Raw genomic sequence first — 16,277 nt, 5'->3', positions numbered from 1 at the left:
GTCCGGGACGACAGCGGAGTGTGTGGCAGCGGCTAGCGCAATAACTCGACGCTAACCCGCCGCCTTCGCCTCCCGGATCGCCTGCCAGATCTTCTGCGGTGTCAGCGGCGTATTGAGCTGGGTGACGCCGAGCTCGGCGAGCGCGTCCATCACGCCGTTGGTGACGCAAGGCGGGCCGCCGATGGCGCCGGACTCGCCGCAGCCCTTGGCCCCGAGCGGATTGGTGCGGCAGGGCGCGGAATCATCCAGCGTCACCACGATCGGCGGCACGTCGTCGGCGCGCGGGATGCAATAGTCCTGATAGCTCGCGGTGAGGAGCTGGCCGTCCGCATCATACGAGACGCCTTCATACAGCGCCTGACCGATGCCCTGCGCGACGCCGCCATGGATCTGCCCCGTCACCAGCATCGGGTTCACGGCGACCCCGACATCGTCGACCGTGGTGTAGCGCACGACCTTGGAGACGCCGGTTTCGGGATCGATCTCGACCTCGCAGATATGCGTGCCGTTCGGCCAGCTCGGACCATCGACCTCGCCCTCGGAATCGACGCTGAGCTTGGCGCCACTCTCCTTTTCGGCGATGTCGAACAGGCTGATACGGCGGTCGGTGCCGACCACGGTCAGCATGCCGCCCTGATATTCGATGTCCTCGACCGAGGTCTCCAGCACGTTCGCCGCCTTCTCGCGCGCCTTCTGGATCAGATCGTTGGAGGAGACCGCGACCGCCGTGCCGCCGACGAACAGCGAGCGCGAGCCGACGCTGCCAAAGCCCATCGCGAGATCGGTGTCGCCTTGCACGACATCGATCTTGTCCATGGCAATGCCGAGCGTGTCGGAGATCATCTGGGTGTAGGTGGTCTGCAGCCCCTGCCCCATCGCCATGGTGCCGGAATGCAGCACGACGCGCCCTTGAGAGGTCGCGTGCAGGCTGACCTTCTCGGTATGAGCGCGGCCGCCGGTCCATTCGATGTAGGAGGTGAGGCCGCGGCCGTAGAGCAGGCCCTTCTTCTTCGCCGCCTTCTTGCGCGCGGCAAAGCCGTCCCAGTCGGCCAGCTTCACGGCGCGGTCGAGCATATGCGCGAAGGCGCCGGAATCGTAAACCTGGCCCGCCGCATTGGTATAAGGCAGCTGCGCCGGCTTGATGTAGTTGGCTTTGCGGATCGCGCGCGGATCGATGCCGATCTTTCGCGCGGCGGCGTCGAACAGGCGCTCGACGATGAAGACCGCTTCGGGCCGGCCGGCGCCGCGATAGGCACCGACGGGCGCGGTGTGGGTCATCACTGATTGCACCTCGAAATGCACCAGCGGCAGGTCGTAGACGCCGGTCTGCACGAACGGGCCGAGCACCAGCGGGATGATGTTCGCCGCGCCCGAGGAGTAAGCGCCGGTGCAGCCGATCGACTTGACGCGATAGGCCAGCACCTTGCCCTTCTCGTCCAGCGCAAAGGACGCAGTCGAGGTGAGATCGCGGCCGTGGGTGCCGCCGACGAATTCGTCGGTGCGATCGCCGCGCCAGCGGATCTTCTTGCTCAGCTTGGTCGCGGCGTAAGCGACGATGCCGTCCTCTGGATAGAGGTTGGTCTTCTGACCAAAGCCGCCGCCGATATCGCCGACCAGCACACGCACACTGTCCTTGGGACGCTTCAGCACGGCCTCGGCGAGCACGTCGCGGGTCGAGGCCGGGGTCTGCGACTGCACATGCAGCAGCAGGCGGCCGGTCTTCTTGTCGATCTCGGCAATGGTCGAGCGCGGCTCCATCGCGGACGGTACGAGGCGCTGGCTGACGAGGTCGAGCTCGACGGTGTGCGCGGCCCTGGCGAAGGCTTCGTCCACCTTGGCGGCATCGCCGTAAGCCATCGCGCCGACGATGTTGTCGGGCGCCTCCGGCCACACCACGGGCGCGCCGGGCTTGACGGCCTCGACAGGGTCGACCACCGCGGGCTGCACGTCATACTCGACCACGATCGCCTCGGCTGCGCTCTGCGCCTCGACGCGGGACGAAGCCACAACGGCAGCCACGGCCTCGCCGGCGTAGCGGACGACCTCATGGGCGAGCAGCCGGCGCGGCGGCACCGTCATCGGCTTGCCGTCGGGGCGCTTGAAGATGCTCAGCGTCGGGATGCTGCCGACGTCGTCCTTGACGAGGTCGGCGCCGGTGTAGATCGCGGCAACGCCCGGCATCGCGGCCGCCGCGCTGGTGTCGATCGAGACGATCGTCGCATGGGCATGCGGCGAGCGCAGCACGTACAACCACAGGGCGCCGTCGCCTGGCTTGTCGTCGATGAATTGCCCCTTCCCGGTCAGCAGCCGCTGGTCTTCCAAACGCTTGACGGGCTGCCCCGCTCCGAAACGCAAATTGCCGGGAAGAATGTTCATTCCGTGGGGTCCTCGAAATCCGCAAAAACGACCGCGGCGGTTTTAACCGATTTTGCGCGCCAGACAACCGAGCCGCGACACATCTGCAATGCGCGTCTGCCCCCCTTGCGGGCGCGGAATTCGCCGTCAGGAACGCTCGATATCGATGATGCCTACATTGACGTCGCGGCTGTCCGAGCCGCGTTTGACCGTGAGGCGAACGGTCTTGCCCGCTCCGGCCTGCTCGAGCGCATCGGTCAAATCGGAGAGGCGCCGCACCGGCTTCCCTTCCACCGCGGTGATGATGTCTCCGACCGCTCCCGTCGAAAAGTTGACGCCGCGAATCCCCGCCCGCTCGGCGGGGCTGCCGGGGGCCGTCCGCACCACGATGACGCCTTCGACGCCAAGCCGCGTCGACACATCCTCGCCGGCGGCGACGATGCCGATGCCGGGCGTCGGCACGCGGCCGTTGCGGATGAGCTCGGGGACAATCCGGTTCACAACATCGACCGGCACGGCGAAGCCGATGCCGGCATTCGAGCCGGACGGCGATATGATCGCCGTAGTCACGCCGATCAGCCGGCCGGCGGAGTCCAGCAGCGGCCCGCCTGAATTGCCCGGATTGATCGCAGCATCGGTCTGGATGACGTTGGCGATCTCCCGGCCGCCATGGGTTGGAAGCCGGCGCTTGAGCGCGCTGATGATGCCAGAGGTCATCGATTGATCGAGCCCGAAGGGGTTGCCGATCGCAAAGGCGGATTGGCCGACCTTCAGGTCGTTCGAACTGCCGAGCGCCACCGGCTGCGGGAGCTCGCGCACGCTGCGGATCCTCAGCACCGCGAGGTCGTAATTGGGCGCCGTGCCGACGAGGTCGACCTGCGCGACTTCACCTGAGGCGAAGCGCACCGCGATCTCGCCACCATTGGCCACGACGTGATTGTTCGTCACGAGATGGCCCTCGCGGTCCCAGACGAATCCCGTGCCGGACGCGCCGCCGCCCTGGCCTTCCTCGCCCATGAGCGGACTCGCCGCCGATTTCACCGCCACCTGAACGACCGAGGGCGACACGCGTTCAAAGATGTCGATGGTCGCCTTTTCGCCATCGGACAGCGGGCCGCGCTGCTCGACGGCGCGTGCGGAGGGTGCCGCCCATGGGGCATAGGAGACCGGGACATGCAGGATTTTCGCGGCCGTGACGGCGAGCAGCAGGGCGGCGAAGGCTGCCGCGGCAATCGCGTAGCGACGATTCATGGGTGATCACCGTGTCTTGTGCTGAATGCGGGCTCTGAGATGCACATTGCATGGACAGAAATCGCTCACGCGGCAACGTCGCAAACGCTCGGAAGTTTCTCGATTGCGCAGGTTGGGACTTTTGGGGCTCCCGCACGAGCGCCGGGGCATATTGCCGCGTGACAACGAGCTATGTCAGCTCGCGCAGCGCCGCCTCCACCACCTTGCGCGCATCGGCCGTCAGCGCCGCCTGCGGCGGGACGGGGTCGCCGACGTCGTAGCCCTGGATCGAAAGCCCGGCCTTGATGCAGGCGGCGAGATTGAAGCGGGCGAAGGCCTCGTTGATGCGCCACAGCCTGCGCTGCAGCGCCATCGCCTCGTCCCAGCGGCCGGCCTTGCAGAGGTCGTAGAGCGCGACACTCTGGTGCGGGATGATGCAGGCCGGTCCCGCCATCCAGCCAAGCCCGCCGATCAGCATCACCGCGGCCGGGATGTGGGCGGAGGCCGAGAACACCCGCAAGGCATCGCCGCAGCGGTTCATGATCGAGAGCAGCCGGCCGGTGTTGGTCGAGGCGTCCTTGATGTAGCCGATGCGCGGATGCTCGGCGAGGCGCGCGATGGTGTCGAGGGTGAGGTCGGAGCGCTGGAATTGCGGGTTGGTGTAGATGACGACGGGAATGTCGACGGCGTCAGCGATGGCCCGGAAGTAGGATTCGATTTGGCCGTCAGTGAGCGGAAAATACGCTTCCAGGATCGCCAGGATGCCGTCGGCCCCACATTTCTGGTAGGCCCTCGCCTGCGCCACGGCATCCGCCGTCGAGGTCGAGGCGACGCCAGCGACAACAGGCACGCGGCCCTGCGCGGCTTCGATCGTGGTCTGCACGACCGCGGTGCGTTGTGCGGCATTGAGATAGGCGAACTCGCCGGTCGAACCCAGCGGCGTCAGCCCGTGCACGCCGGCGCCGATCAGATCGTCACAGAGCTTTGCGAGCACGTTCGTCCGCACTGTGCCGTCGGCAGCGACGGGCGAGACGAGATAGGGGAAGACGCCGTGGAATTCGGACATGTCGGGGGCTCCGGAAGCTGGCACCCGAGGGGTCTTAGCAATGCCCGCCCCCGCGATCAAACCTTGAGCAAGCGTACCCGCGTGCCCCAGGGATCAATCGCCTCCACGCCGTCGGCAAGCGCCGTGACCTTCGCACCGCCTTTGCGCAGGCGCTCTTCCTGCGCGGCGAGCAGCTCCGGCTTGGCCATGACCAGCGAGAACCAGGCGAGACCCGTCATCTGGTCGTCGCGCTGGCCGGCGCCCTGGCTTTGCCAGACGTTCATGCCGAGGTGATGATGATAGCGGCCCGACGACAGGAACGCGGCGCCGCTGCGGCTGCGGGTCGGATCGAGGCCAATCGCGCCATGATAGAAGCCTCCGGCCTGCGCGAGATCGCCGACACGCAGATGCATGTGCCCGATGCGCATTCCGTCCGGCGCCTTGGCGTAATCTGGCACGCGGGTATTGGTCAGCGACAGGAGATCGGGAATGTTGAGCTCGTCGGACGCCATCTTCACGCTGCCCTCGCTCCACTGCCATTGCGAGGGATCGCGGTCGGCATAGACCTCGATGCCGTTGCCTTCGGGATCGTCGAGATAGACGGATTCGCTGACGAGGTGATCGGCAAAGCCCGACAGCTTCAGGCGGTGCGAGGCCGCGTGCACCAGCCAGCGCGCCAGGTCCTTGCGGGTCGGCATCAGGAAGGCGGTGTGGTAAAGGCCGGCGGCATTGCGCGGCTCGATTTCCGCATTGGGGCGGGCCTCCAGCACCAGCAGCGTGACGCCGGCCGTACCGAGCTTCGCCGCAGTCGCCGAGCGCTCCATCACCGTGAGGCCGATCACGTCGTGATAGTAGTCCGCGACCTTGTCGAGATTCTTCACCCGCAGCGTCACCATGCCGACCCGCATCGGCGTTCGGCTGGCATAGGTCGGCCCGCCGCCCTGCGGGGTGCCCTCGGCCCGTGCGGCAGCTGCGGCGGCCATGGCAAGCGAGGTCGCGCCGGCGAGTTGCAGCAGGGTGCGGCGGGTGAGGTCGATGGTCATCAGTCAAGGCTCGCTGAAACTGGTTGAGGCCGTGCGGCGCAATGTCGGGCCGATTGCTACACGTTCCCGTGAGCGGCTCCCAATCACATGTTCGTCGGCCGTAACAGGCGGTGTCCTGACCACCCGGCCAGTTTCGCGATTCCCCGCGACATCCCAGATTGAGGGCAGCTTATAGGAGCCAGCTATGACTGACCCAACTCCCCTGTCCTCACTATCGTCCGCCCTCGCGGATGTGGTGGCGCGCACTGCGCCCGCAATCGTCTCTGTGCACTCGCATCGCTCCCGTGCGACCGGCTTCGTCTGGAAAGGGGGGCTGATCGTCACCGCCGACGAGGCGCTGGCCGACGAGGGCGAGGTCGAGATCGGTCTCGCCGACGGCAGCCGCGTGGCTGCCACGATCGCCGGCCGCGACCACACCACCGACATCGCGCTGCTGCGCACTGAGGCCGCTGCTACGCCGGTCAAGCTCGCCGCCACGGTCCCGCCCCTCGGCGCGTTGTCGATCGTGGTGGCCACCAACCGCGAGATGCCGAGTGCCGCGCTGGGGATGGTATCGGCGTCCGGCAGCGGCTGGCGCTCCCTGCGCGGCGGCGAGATCGATGCGCGGATCGAGCTCGATGTCCGCCTGCGCGGCAGCCAGCAGGGCGGCCTTGCGCTCGATGCATCGGGCGAAGCCTTTGGCATGGCCGTGCTCGGGCCGCGGCGCGTGCTGGTGATCCCGACGGCGACGATCGAGCGCGTCGCAGCCCAGCTTGAAACGCGCGGCCGCATCGCGCGCGGATATCTCGGCCTCGGGCTCCAGCCGGTCCGGCTCGACGACGGCATCGGCGCCATGGTGATGAATGTCGACAAGGCCGGCCCTTCGGCCGCGGCCGGCATCCGCCAGGGCGACGTCATTGTGGCAGTTAACGACCAGAAGCTGTCAGGCGTGCGCGCGCTGTCGCGAACGCTGGGTCCTTCGAGCGTCGGCGCGGTGGTCGACGTCGCGGCGCGCCGCGGCGGCGAGCCGATCAGCTTCAAGGTCACGGTCGGCGACAGGCCGGAGGCGTGAGCGAGGACCGGACGCCGGAGATCGTGCTTGCCCTGGAGATTGACGATCCCGCCCTCGCCGATCGCCTGGCGGCCTTGCTCGGCAGCGTCGCCGGGCTTCGCCTTGCCGCGCCCGGCGAGGCTGCCACGGCGACCGTTGTCGCCCGTGATCCGCGCGCGATGCCCGCCGACATCGCGCTGACGCAGCGCGAGCTCGACGTGCTGGCGCTGATGGCCGAGGGTGCCTCCAACAAGATGATCGCCCGCCGGCTCGGCATCTCCGTGCACACCGTCAAATTCCATGTCGGCTCGCTGCTCGACAAGCTGGACGCCACCGGCCGCACCGATGCGGTGGCGCATGCGGCACGCCGCGGCGTGATTGAGCTATGATGTCGCGGGGAAGCGGAGCTCGACCGTCAGGCCCGGCGCATTGTCATGCAGCGCTACGCCCGCGCCGTGAAGGCGCGCGACCGCGGCGACGAGGCTGAGGCCAAGGCCGTTGCCCGGCGTGTAGCGGCTCTGCTCGAGCCGGTAGAAGCGCTTGAAGACGTGATCGCGCTCCTCAGTGGGAATGCCCGGACCATCGTCGGCGATGGCGATCACCGCACCGCCATCGGCGCGGCGGCACGTCACGGTCACCTGCCCGCCTTTGCAGCCGTGCTTGATCGAATTGTCGACGAGATTGGCGATGGCATCGAACAGCAGGTCGCGATCACCGGTGATCGGCACCTCGCGGTCTCCGGCGAGGCTGAGGCGCGTTGAGACCTGCTCGGCGGCGGCGTCGTAGAGCTCGACGACCTCGCCGGCAATCTCGGCGAGATCGAGCGCACGGAAGGCGCCGGTGCGGGCGCGGGTCTCGATCTCGGAGATCCGGGTGATGGAGGCGAACATGCCGAGCACGGCGTCGAGATCGGCGATGGTGTCGCCGATCAGCGCGGCATCCGCCTCGCTGTTGCGTTCGTGGTGATACGCCTTCTCCAGCCGGCCGCGCATCCGCGTCAGCGGCGTGCGCAGATCATGGGCGACGTTGTCGCTGACCTGCTTGACCTCACCCATCAGCGTCTCGATGCGGTCGAGCATCTGGTTGAGGTTCTCGGCGACGCGGTCCCATTCGTCATGGCTGCCGCGCAAGGGGATGCGCTGGTCGAGGCCTGAGAGCATGATGGCGCGGCTGGTGGCGTTGATCTCCTCGATCCGCCCGACCGTGCGCCGCGTCACCAGCACGGCGGCAAGCCCGGCGAGCACCAGCAGCAGCATGGCAACCGCCGCCATTGCAAGCTCGATCATCGCGGTGAAACCGCTGTGATCGCCGGCGTCGCCGACCCGGCTCTCCACATAGGCCAGCGTGCCGAAATAGACATAGGCCATGATCGCCGCGACGATCAGCCCGAACGCCGCGATCGCGATCAGCGCCAGGCGGAAGGTGGAGGAGCGGAGCGTCTTAACCAGGAGCACGGAGGCAATATCCGATGCCGCGGATGGTGTGGATCAGCGGATAGGCCTGGGCATCGTCGACCTTGCGGCGAACGCGACCGACATAGACGTCGATGATGTTGGTGGAGGGATCGAAATGCAGGTCCCAGACGTGCTGGAGCAGCATCGCGCGGGAGACGACGCGGCCCTCGTTGCGGACGAGATATTCGAGCAGCTGGAACTCGCGCGGCAGCAGCGGGATCTTGCGGCCGCGGCGGCTGGCGTTGCGCGCGATCAGGTCGATGGCGAGATCGCCGACCCGCAGCAGCGTCTCCTTGGCGATGGTCTCGCTGCGGCGGCCCAGCGCCTCGAGCCGCGCCAGCAATTCGGTGAAGGAGAACGGCTTGACGAGATAGTCGTCGCCGCCGGCGCGCAGGCCGCGCACGCGATCATCGACCTCGCCGAGCGCGGAGATGATCAGGAACGGCGCGGCAACGCCGTCGTCGCGCAATTGCCGCATCACGCTGATGCCGTCGATATCGGGCAGCATCCGGTCGATCGTGATCACGGCATAGTCGCGCGCGGCGCCGTGGCTGAGAGCTTCACGGCCGCTAGCTGCGAGATCGACGTCGTAGCCGGAGGTCGTCAATTCCTCGACGAGCTGGCCTGCTGTTTCCGGATCGTCCTCGACGACCAGGATGCGACGGTGACCTCCGGTCATGCAAAACTCCGCGCGACAATCGCCACCAGACTATCCCGTTCCGGGGCTGGACGGAACCGCCCGGTGGCGATCGCGACAATGGTGCGGTACGGCGATGCGACTACCAATAGTCTCCGCACACATTGACCCATTGCCATCCATAGGGCGTCCAGCTCCTGCGCCAGCAGCCATCGTTGTAGCCGGCGTAAATGAAGGGCGCGCCGAAGACGGCGAAACGACGGAAATGGTGATGATGGTGGAAGCCGCGATGGCCGTGCCAGCCGGCCCCGGCGAAACGCGGCCCGATCGCCGCATGGGCGAAGCGTGCGCCGCCAAAAGCGGGACCGCCGGCATGGGCGAAGCGTGCACCGCCAAAGGCAGGACCGCCGACATGGGCGAAGCGCGCACCGCCCATCCCGCCGGCGCGCATGCCGCCGAAGCCGCCTGCGTGCATGCCGCCACCGAAATGTCCACCGCCGCCGAAGCCGCCATGTCCGCCGCCGCCACGGGCGAGCACCGGTGAAGCGAGCGCCATCGCCGCGGCGATCGTCACCGCGGTGAAGCCTTTGAGAAGCCTGTTGTTCATCGAAGCATCCTCCTTGCAGTGCGGCGGTTAGCGCGTCGCACGAGGATGATCAGATGAGAGCAAGAGATCGGCGCCTTCAACTTACAAACGCGCCAGATTCTGACGCGAGTGTTAGGGAGGCGGAGCCCAACTCTCTCCCCGTCATTGCGAGGAGCCCTGGCGACGAAGCAATCCAGAGTCGTTCCGAGGAGGGATTCTGGATTGCTTCGCTACGCTCGCAATGACGATGTGGAGAGAGCTCTCCGTACATCCAGAAGTTGACCTCTCCCCGCAAAGGGCGGGGAGAGGTCAAGATGTCACGCCCGCTTGCCGTTGTTCTTCTCCGCCGCGCGGCGCAGCGCTTCTGCGAGGGCGCCGCCGCCGGAGGATTCCTGCTTTCGCGGGGCGGACGACGTCATGCGGGAAGGGTTGCGCGCGCTGTTGTCGCGCTGCATGCCGGGGGCGTCCTTCTTGGCACCGACCTCGTCGTCGAGACGCAAGGTCAGCGAGATGCGCTTGCGGGCGACCTCGAAGTCCAGCACCTTGACCTTGACGATGTCGCCGGGCTTCACCACCTCGCGCGGGTCCTTGATGTAGGTCTTGGACATCGCGGAGATGTGCACGAGGCCGTCCTGGTGCACGCCGATATCGACGAAGGCGCCGAAGGCGGCGACGTTGGTCACGGTGCCCTCGAGAATCATGCCCTTCTGGAGATGCTTGATCTCCTCGACGCCCTCCTTGAACACGGCGGCCTTGAACGCCGGACGCGGATCGCGGCCGGGCTTCTCCAATTCCTTCAAGATGTCGGTGACGGTCGGCAGACCAAAGGTCTCGTCGACGAAATCCTTCGGCTTCAAGGTGCGCACGATCTCGCTGCTGCCGATCAGCGCCTTGATGTCGCTCTTGGTGGCGCTGAGGATCCGGCGCACCACCGGATAGGCTTCCGGATGCACGCCGGAGGCGTCGAGCGGGTCCTCGCCGCCGAGAATGCGCAGGAAGCCGGCGCACTGCTCGAACGCCTTCGGCCCGAGCCGCGGCACGTCCTTGAGCGCCTTGCGCGACTTGAACGGGCCGTTGGCGTCACGATGCGCCACGATGCTCTGCGCCAGACCTGAGCCGACGCCCGACACGCGGGCAAGCAGCGGTGCGGACGCGGTGTTGACGTCGACACCGACGGCGTTCACGCAGTCCTCGACCACGGCGTCGAGCGATTTTGCGAGCTTGGCCTGGCCGAGATCGTGCTGGTACTGGCCGACGCCGATCGCCTTGGGCTCGATCTTGACGAGCTCGGCGAGCGGATCCTGCAGGCGCCGCGCGATCGAGACCGCGCCGCGCAGGGTGACGTCAAGACCGGGCAATTCCTCCGAGGCGAAAGCCGAAGCCGAATAGACCGACGCGCCGGCTTCCGACACCACGATCTTGGTCATCTTCAGCTCGGCCAGCCCCTTGACGAGATCGCCTGCGAGCTTGTCGGTCTCGCGCGAGGCGGTGCCGTTGCCGATCGCGATCAGCTCGACGCGATGCTTCAATGCAAGCTTGCCGAGGATCGCAAGCGACTCGTTCCACTGCCGCTGCGGCTCGTGCGGATAGATCACGGCGGTATCGACGACCTTGCCGGTCGCATCGGTGACGGCAACCTTGACGCCGGTGCGATAGCCGGGGTCGAGCCCCATGGTGACGCGGGTGCCGGCCGGCGCGGCCAGCAGGAGATCGCGCAAATTGGAGGCGAACACGCGCACGGCCTCGGTCTCGGCGGCGTTCCACAGCCGCATGCGCAGGTCGATGTTGAGATGCACCTGGATCTTGGTGCGCCAGGCCCAGCGCACAGTGTCGATCAGCCAGCGGTCGCCGGCGCGCTTGAGGTCGGCGATGCCGAACCGCTTCATGATCTTCAGTTCATAGGCGCTAGGCACGCCCGGCGGCGGCGCCTCGGCCTCGGCCTGGATCTGCAGGTCGAGAATCTCCTCCTTCTCGCCGCGGAACATCGCGAGGATGCGGTGCGAGGGCAGCTTGGTCAGCGGCTCGGAGAACTCGAAATAGTCGGCGAACTTCTCGCCCTCGGTCTTCTTGCCGTCGCGCACCTTGGAGGCCATGCGCGCGTTGGTCCACATCTCCTCGCGAAGCGCGCCGATCAGGTCGGCGTCCTCGTCGAAGCGTTCGACCAGGATGGCGCGGGCGCCGTCGAGCGCGGCGGCGGCATCCGCAACGCCCTTCTCGGCGTTGATGAAGCCTTCGGCCACCACCTTCGGATCGTTGGTGGGCTCCGCCACCAGCTGGTTGGCGAGCGGCTCGAGGCCGGCCTCCTTGGCGATCTCCGCCTTGGTGCGGCGCTTCGGCTTGAACGGCAGATAGATGTCTTCGAGACGGGCCTTGCTGTCGGCGGCGAGAATGGAGGCCTCGAGCGCCGCATCGAGCTTGCCCTGCTCGCGGACTGATTCGAGGATGGCCTTGCGGCGATCCTCGAGCTCGCGCAGGTAACCCAGGCGCTCCTCCAGGGTGCGCAATTGCGCGTCGTCGAGCGCACCGGTCGCTTCCTTGCGGTAGCGGGCGATGAAGGGAACCGTGGCGCCGCCATCGAGCAGCGTCACCGTCGCCTCGACCTGCTCCGCCCGAACCCCAAGCTCCTGCGCAATTTTCTGGTTGATATTTGCCACGCGAGAATTCCTCTATCCAAGCACGCAACGCGGGGGCGAACCACCGGCCACGGGACGCCGCTTATGGACCAACCGGGGTTGATTCATCAAGGTACTGCGGCGGACCGTCGACAGGGGATTTTTTGTCGAACCGATGCGATCTCGCCACATTCGTGGGGACGGCGCGCGAACACCCTCGCGGATCCCGGATGCGCCTGCGCGGGCGATGACACCGAGTGTATGCGGCAGACACGGTGCCGTAGGGTAGGCAAAGGCGCACCGCGCCGTGCCCACCAAATTCAAACGCGGCACGAGATGCGTGGGTAGCTTCCGCCGTCGCTCTTCGAGCTATGGCGGACAAGTCGCTTTGCCCACCCACGACGCCGGTTGTATGTTGCAGACATGCCTTCACCTCCTCGCGGCGCTTCCGCCCGAGCTTTGCGCTCCGCATCGCGCCCTCAACGAAAGGGCGCAGGGAAGGCCGGGCGCCGACTGGCACCCGCGGGTCCGTCGTGCGATGAGATGCACACGCAATGCACAACGGATGAACAGGTGAAGCCGAAACGTCCGGCCTTCCCTGCGCGATGTTTGACGGCCTATGGCGCGCTCTCCCCGGAGACGAGTTCCTGCTTGCCTCCGTCACCTCACGGATGGCGGCGCGCTTCGCCCGGTCGGGCTCGGCGCACCTCCGCAAGGCTTGGCTGTAGCAACGACAGCCAGGACCACGCGATTTGGCCGTACGCTTGAAGCGCCGTTCCCGCACGAAGCCTGGACCTCACGGGGGTCATCCCGCCCTGCTCCCGCCTCTCGTGCACGACGCTGCGCGTCCACCGCTCCCCGATCCGCGGCTCGTGACGACGTACGACCGCCCCTTTCGCCGGATCAGGATGGCCGACACATACGCCGAAACCGAATTTCGGTAAAGTGGTATATTTTTTGTGCGCGGCAATTGACAGCCGGCGACACAGGACGATGGCGCGTAGCCGGGATGGAGCGCCAGCGTAATCCGGGACGGTGCCAGATGCCGGGCGAGCGGCCCCGGATTACGCTGCGCTCCATCCGTGCTACAGGCTCCTCCGGGTTGCAACGATCGGACAACTGCCGGATTGGGATGACGCCGCCTTGCGACCTCTCCGCCCCGTGCAACCCTGCCCCTCGTGCCGGCTCAGTTGATTCAAGCGGTCCCTTGCGAAAAAGGTGGCGCCGCATCTTAAGGAGATCAGGACTTCATGACGTTGCCGATGAGCTGGACGGAATGGGCGCAGCACGATGGCGTCGCGCTGGCGGGGCGTGTCCGCAAGGGCGAGCTGACGGCGAAGGAGCTGGCGCGCCAGGCTGCCGCGGGTGTCGCCAAGGTCAATCCGGCGCTGTCGGGCGTGGTCGAGCTGTTCGAGGACGTGATCGCCGATCCCGCCAAGGACGGCGCCAATCTCGCAGGTCCGTTCGCCGGCCTGCCCTTCCTGATGAAGGACCTCGGGCCGACCATGAAGGGCCGGCTGCAGGAAATGGGCTCGCTGTTGATGAGCGGCAATCGCGCCGCGGCCGATACGTTCCTCACCGGCAAATTCCGCCAAGCCGGCCTCAATTTGATCGGACGCACCACGACGCCGGAATTCGGCGTGTGCTCTTCGGCCGACAATCCCGCCGTCTATGTCACCCGCAATCCCTGGAATACCGACTACACCACCTGCGGCTCCTCGGCGGGCAGCGCCGCGATGGTCGCGGCCGGCGTGGTGCCGATCGCGCATGCGACCGACGGCGGCGGCTCGATCCGCATTCCCGCCGGCGTCAACGGCAATATCGGGCTGAAGGTCTCGCGCGGCGTGTTCTCGCTGGCCCCGCACATGTCCGACCTCACCGGCCTCGTCTCGATCCAGGGCTGCCAGTCGCGCAGCGTGCGCGACACCGCCGCCTTCGTCGATCATGCGCGGGGGCCCGCGCCCGGCGAGTTCATGCCGTTCTGGACCACGGCGCAGCCTTATTCCGAGATGATCAAGCGCGATCCCTCGAAGCTGCGCATCGCATTGTCCCATACATGGGGCAACTACACCGCGACGCCCGAGATCGCAGCCGAGTTGGAGAAGGCCGGACGCTTCCTCGAAGGCCTCGGCCATCACGTCGACTATGCGCTGCCGGAGATCGACCTTCCCGCTGCATTCGAGGCGCAGACCACCTGTTACATCTCGAACTTCGCCGTGGTGATCTCCAACATGCTCGCCGCCCGCGGGCTGGAAAGACCTCCGGAGGATCTGATCGAGCCGATGAACATCCGGATCTGGGAAGCCGGCCGGCACACCAGTTTCGCCGAGCGTGCCAAAATGCAGGGCGTATTCAACACCACATCGCGCGGCTTCGGCGCCTTCTTCGAGCAATGGGACGTGATCCTGACGCCGATCACCGCGCTGCCGACGCCGAAGGTCGGCACCAGGGAATATCTCACCATTTCCGACAACCCCGATGTGCGCGACTGGTTCGACAATCTCTGGCGCTTCTTTGCCTTCACGCCGCTGGCCAATCTCTGCGGCATGCCGGCGATCTCGATGCCGATGGCGACGCAAGACCACGGCCTGCCGCTGGGCATCCAGGCCATCGCCAAGCAGGCCAATGACGGCCTGCTGCTGCAACTCGCCGCCCAGATCGAGCGCGCGCTCGACGGCAAGTGGAACGGCGGCAAGAAGCCGAAGGTGCATGTAGGCTGAGGCTTGGCTGTTTGTTTCAGCCTTGCGCTTGCGGCCAGCCTTCGAGACGCCCGCCGTTGGCGGGCTCCTCAGGATGAGGTCTGATTTCGCAGCGATATCTTAGACCCTCATGGTGAGGAGCGCCGCCTTGCGGCGCGTCTCGAACCATGAAGGCCGACGCAGTCGCACCACCAGCTTCAATTCTTCACCGTCGGGATCTCCTCCGTCACCGGCTGCTGCTGGCCCTGCCGGTACATCGCCAGCGCCTTGTCGAGGGCTTCGCGCAGCGCCAGCGCGGCGGCCACGCTGCAGCGCAGGTGCGCGGTCTGGATCACGTCGACCCTGACCGCGGCACCGACCGGCATGAGCAAGTTCGCGGCGAGCTCGATCTGGATCGCGCCGTTGTGATGACCGAAGCAGGACGCGCCGTCGAAATAGATGATCGGCGCCCGCTCCGAGCTGGAGCTCGAAATGGTGACGGGCCCCTGATTGTTGGCAGGCGTTTCGGGGTCGGCCATGGGCGCTCCTTGCGGCTAGTCGGCGAACGGAGCGCTCACCATCGGTGCTTCGGCCTGCTCTGTCGAGGCCAATTCGGGGTTTTGCGCGGCGCCCGACACTGGTCTAGAACGTCCCCATGAGCACCATACCGACCACGCTCCCATTCGAGGAACTCGCCGACGCCATCCAGGGCCGCCGCTCCGATTACGGCCATATCAGCGGGCTCCAGCTCGATCGCTTTGCACCAGCTGAGGCTTGGTCGAGCCTGCCCTACCGGCCCGTCTTCGTCGGCGACACCGAGACCGGCGTGCTGCATGGCGGTGTCGTCACCGCGATGCTGGACGAGAGCTGCGGCATGGCGGTGCAACTTGCGCTCGACGGCACGCGCGCGATCGCAACCCTTGACCTGCGCATCGACTATCAGAAGCCGGCGACGCCGGGCCTCGACATCAAGGCGCATTCGGTGTGCTACCGCACCACGCGCTCGATCGCCTTCGTGCGCTCCACCGCCTATCAGGAATCCGAGGACGATCCGGTGGCGACTGCGACCGCCTGCTTCATGATCGGTGCCAACCGCACCAACATGCTCGCCGACCGCAGGATGGATGCGCGCAGCATCCCGGTGCTGGAGGCGCCGGAAGATCCGGATGGCCCGTTCGCGCGCAGCCCGTTCGCGCGCGCGCTCGGCATCCGCGTCAATGACGACGGCACGCTGACGATGCCGTTCTCGCCAATAATCATCGGCAACCCGATCCTGCCCGCGATCCACGGCGGCATGACCGGGGCCTTCCTCGAGACCACGGCCATCATCGGCGTCGCGCGCGAGCTCGGCGCCGCCGCGCCGCCGAAGCCGATCGGGCTCACCGTCAACTATCTGCGCTCCGGCCGTGCGCTCGATACGTTTGCCAACGTCTCGATCGTGAAGCAGGGCCGGCGCATCGTCGCCTTCGAGGCGCGCGCCTGGCAGGACGATGCGGACAAGCCGATCGCCACCGCCTTCGGCCATTTCATGCTGCGCCCGACGCCAGGAAGTGACGAGGAATAAGCGCATTTTGACTTGACGGCCGCAGCCCCGGCCACAACGATAG

At 66.8% G+C, this 16,277-nt stretch carries 13 protein-coding genes; 4 read left to right on the top strand and 9 right to left on the bottom strand.

All coding sequences use genetic code 11. From position 1 onward, the window contains the following. Positions 1-51: 51 nt before the first annotated feature. The 4 genes from GGD65_RS24880 to GGD65_RS24865 form a co-directional block, all read right to left on the bottom strand. Positions 52-2,376 (bottom strand): xanthine dehydrogenase family protein molybdopterin-binding subunit, encoded by a 2,325-nt coding sequence (locus tag GGD65_RS24880; RefSeq protein WP_183236901.1) that lies wholly within the window; start codon positions 2,374-2,376, stop codon positions 52-54. Positions 2,377-2,502: 126 nt separating this feature from the next. After that, complete coding sequence (locus GGD65_RS24875; protein ID WP_018317252.1) at positions 2,503-3,606, bottom strand: S1C family serine protease; 1,104 nt, start codon at positions 3,604-3,606, stop codon at positions 2,503-2,505. 169 nt (positions 3,607-3,775) lie between these two features. Further along, positions 3,776-4,651 (bottom strand): dihydrodipicolinate synthase family protein, encoded by an 876-nt coding sequence (locus tag GGD65_RS24870; RefSeq protein ID WP_183236900.1) that lies wholly within the window; start codon positions 4,649-4,651, stop codon positions 3,776-3,778. Positions 4,652-4,707: 56 nt separating this feature from the next. Continuing rightward, positions 4,708-5,673: a VOC family protein gene (locus GGD65_RS24865; protein ID WP_183236899.1), complete on the bottom strand. Its 966-nt coding sequence runs from the start codon at positions 5,671-5,673 to the stop codon at positions 4,708-4,710. Between the two features lie 184 nt (positions 5,674-5,857). On the opposite strand from GGD65_RS24865, the gene GGD65_RS24860 reads away from it, so the two are divergent. Then, entirely contained in the window at positions 5,858-6,724 is an 867-nt protein-coding gene (locus GGD65_RS24860) for a S1C family serine protease (protein WP_183236898.1), read from the top strand. Further along, positions 6,721-7,092, top strand: coding sequence for a response regulator transcription factor (locus GGD65_RS24855; protein ID WP_183236897.1), 372 nt, complete (start codon positions 6,721-6,723; stop codon positions 7,090-7,092). The genes GGD65_RS24860 and GGD65_RS24855 overlap by 4 nt, the downstream gene beginning before the upstream one ends. Here GGD65_RS24855 and GGD65_RS24850 read toward each other — a convergent pair. The 4 genes from GGD65_RS24850 to GGD65_RS24835 all read right to left on the bottom strand — a co-directional run bounded on the left by GGD65_RS24850 (position 7,087) and on the right by GGD65_RS24835 (position 12,034). Further along, complete coding sequence (locus tag GGD65_RS24850; RefSeq protein ID WP_183236896.1) at positions 7,087-8,157, bottom strand: HAMP domain-containing sensor histidine kinase; 1,071 nt, start codon at positions 8,155-8,157, stop codon at positions 7,087-7,089. The genes GGD65_RS24855 and GGD65_RS24850 overlap by 6 nt on opposite strands. Then, positions 8,144-8,836, bottom strand: a complete 693-nt coding sequence (locus tag GGD65_RS24845; RefSeq protein ID WP_018317258.1) for a response regulator transcription factor — start codon at positions 8,834-8,836, stop codon at positions 8,144-8,146. The genes GGD65_RS24850 and GGD65_RS24845 overlap by 14 nt, the downstream gene beginning before the upstream one ends. Before the next feature lie 100 nt (positions 8,837-8,936). Then, on the bottom strand, positions 8,937-9,401 hold the full coding sequence (locus GGD65_RS24840; RefSeq protein ID WP_183236895.1) for a hypothetical protein: 465 nt from the start codon (positions 9,399-9,401) through the stop codon (positions 8,937-8,939). A 296-nt stretch (positions 9,402-9,697) separates the two neighbouring features. Then, the gene (locus GGD65_RS24835; RefSeq protein ID WP_026201817.1) at positions 9,698-12,034 is read right to left on the bottom strand and encodes a Tex family protein; all 2,337 of its coding nucleotides are present in this window, start codon (positions 12,032-12,034) and stop codon (positions 9,698-9,700) included. Positions 12,035-13,242: 1,208 nt separating this feature from the next. On the opposite strand from GGD65_RS24835, the gene GGD65_RS24830 reads away from it, so the two are divergent. Further along, complete coding sequence (locus GGD65_RS24830; protein WP_183236894.1) at positions 13,243-14,712, top strand: amidase; 1,470 nt, start codon at positions 13,243-13,245, stop codon at positions 14,710-14,712. 176 nt (positions 14,713-14,888) lie between these two features. On the opposite strand, the gene GGD65_RS24825 is transcribed toward GGD65_RS24830, so the two are convergent. After that, positions 14,889-15,209: a hypothetical protein gene (locus tag GGD65_RS24825; protein ID WP_165637419.1), complete on the bottom strand. Its 321-nt coding sequence runs from the start codon at positions 15,207-15,209 to the stop codon at positions 14,889-14,891. Positions 15,210-15,325: 116 nt separating this feature from the next. On the opposite strand from GGD65_RS24825, the gene GGD65_RS24820 reads away from it, so the two are divergent. Next, positions 15,326-16,234 carry a PaaI family thioesterase gene (locus GGD65_RS24820; protein ID WP_183236893.1) on the top strand — a complete coding sequence of 303 codons (909 nt, stop codon included), beginning with the start codon at positions 15,326-15,328 and terminating at the stop codon, positions 16,232-16,234. Positions 16,235-16,277 lie beyond the last annotated feature (43 nt).

This window comes from Bradyrhizobium sp. CIR18, assembly GCF_014198295.1.
In the GTDB taxonomy this organism is placed as follows: Bacteria; Pseudomonadota; Alphaproteobacteria; order Rhizobiales; family Xanthobacteraceae; genus Bradyrhizobium.
The sequence above is the reverse complement of the archived record's forward strand: the minus strand, read 5'-3'. Positions and strand labels throughout refer to the sequence as shown.

Bases quoted from the DNA above. Each gene is read 5' to 3' on its own strand.
- GGD65_RS24880 (WP_183236901.1), bottom strand. From the start codon at position 2,376: ATGAACATTCTTCCCGGCAATTTGCGTTTCGGAGCGGGGCAGCCCGTC.
- GGD65_RS24875 (WP_018317252.1), bottom strand. From the start codon at position 3,606: ATGAATCGTCGCTACGCGATTGCCGCGGCAGCCTTCGCCGCCCTGCTG.
- GGD65_RS24870 (WP_183236900.1), bottom strand. From the start codon at position 4,651: ATGTCCGAATTCCACGGCGTCTTCCCCTATCTCGTCTCGCCCGTCGCT.
- GGD65_RS24865 (WP_183236899.1), bottom strand. From the start codon at position 5,673: ATGACCATCGACCTCACCCGCCGCACCCTGCTGCAACTCGCCGGCGCG.
- GGD65_RS24860 (WP_183236898.1), top strand. From the start codon at position 5,858: ATGACTGACCCAACTCCCCTGTCCTCACTATCGTCCGCCCTCGCGGAT.
- GGD65_RS24845 (WP_018317258.1), bottom strand. From the start codon at position 8,836: ATGACCGGAGGTCACCGTCGCATCCTGGTCGTCGAGGACGATCCGGAA.
- GGD65_RS24840 (WP_183236895.1), bottom strand. From the start codon at position 9,401: ATGAACAACAGGCTTCTCAAAGGCTTCACCGCGGTGACGATCGCCGCG.
- GGD65_RS24830 (WP_183236894.1), top strand. From the start codon at position 13,243: ATGACGTTGCCGATGAGCTGGACGGAATGGGCGCAGCACGATGGCGTC.
- GGD65_RS24825 (WP_165637419.1), bottom strand. From the start codon at position 15,209: ATGGCCGACCCCGAAACGCCTGCCAACAATCAGGGGCCCGTCACCATT.
- GGD65_RS24820 (WP_183236893.1), top strand. From the start codon at position 15,326: ATGAGCACCATACCGACCACGCTCCCATTCGAGGAACTCGCCGACGCC.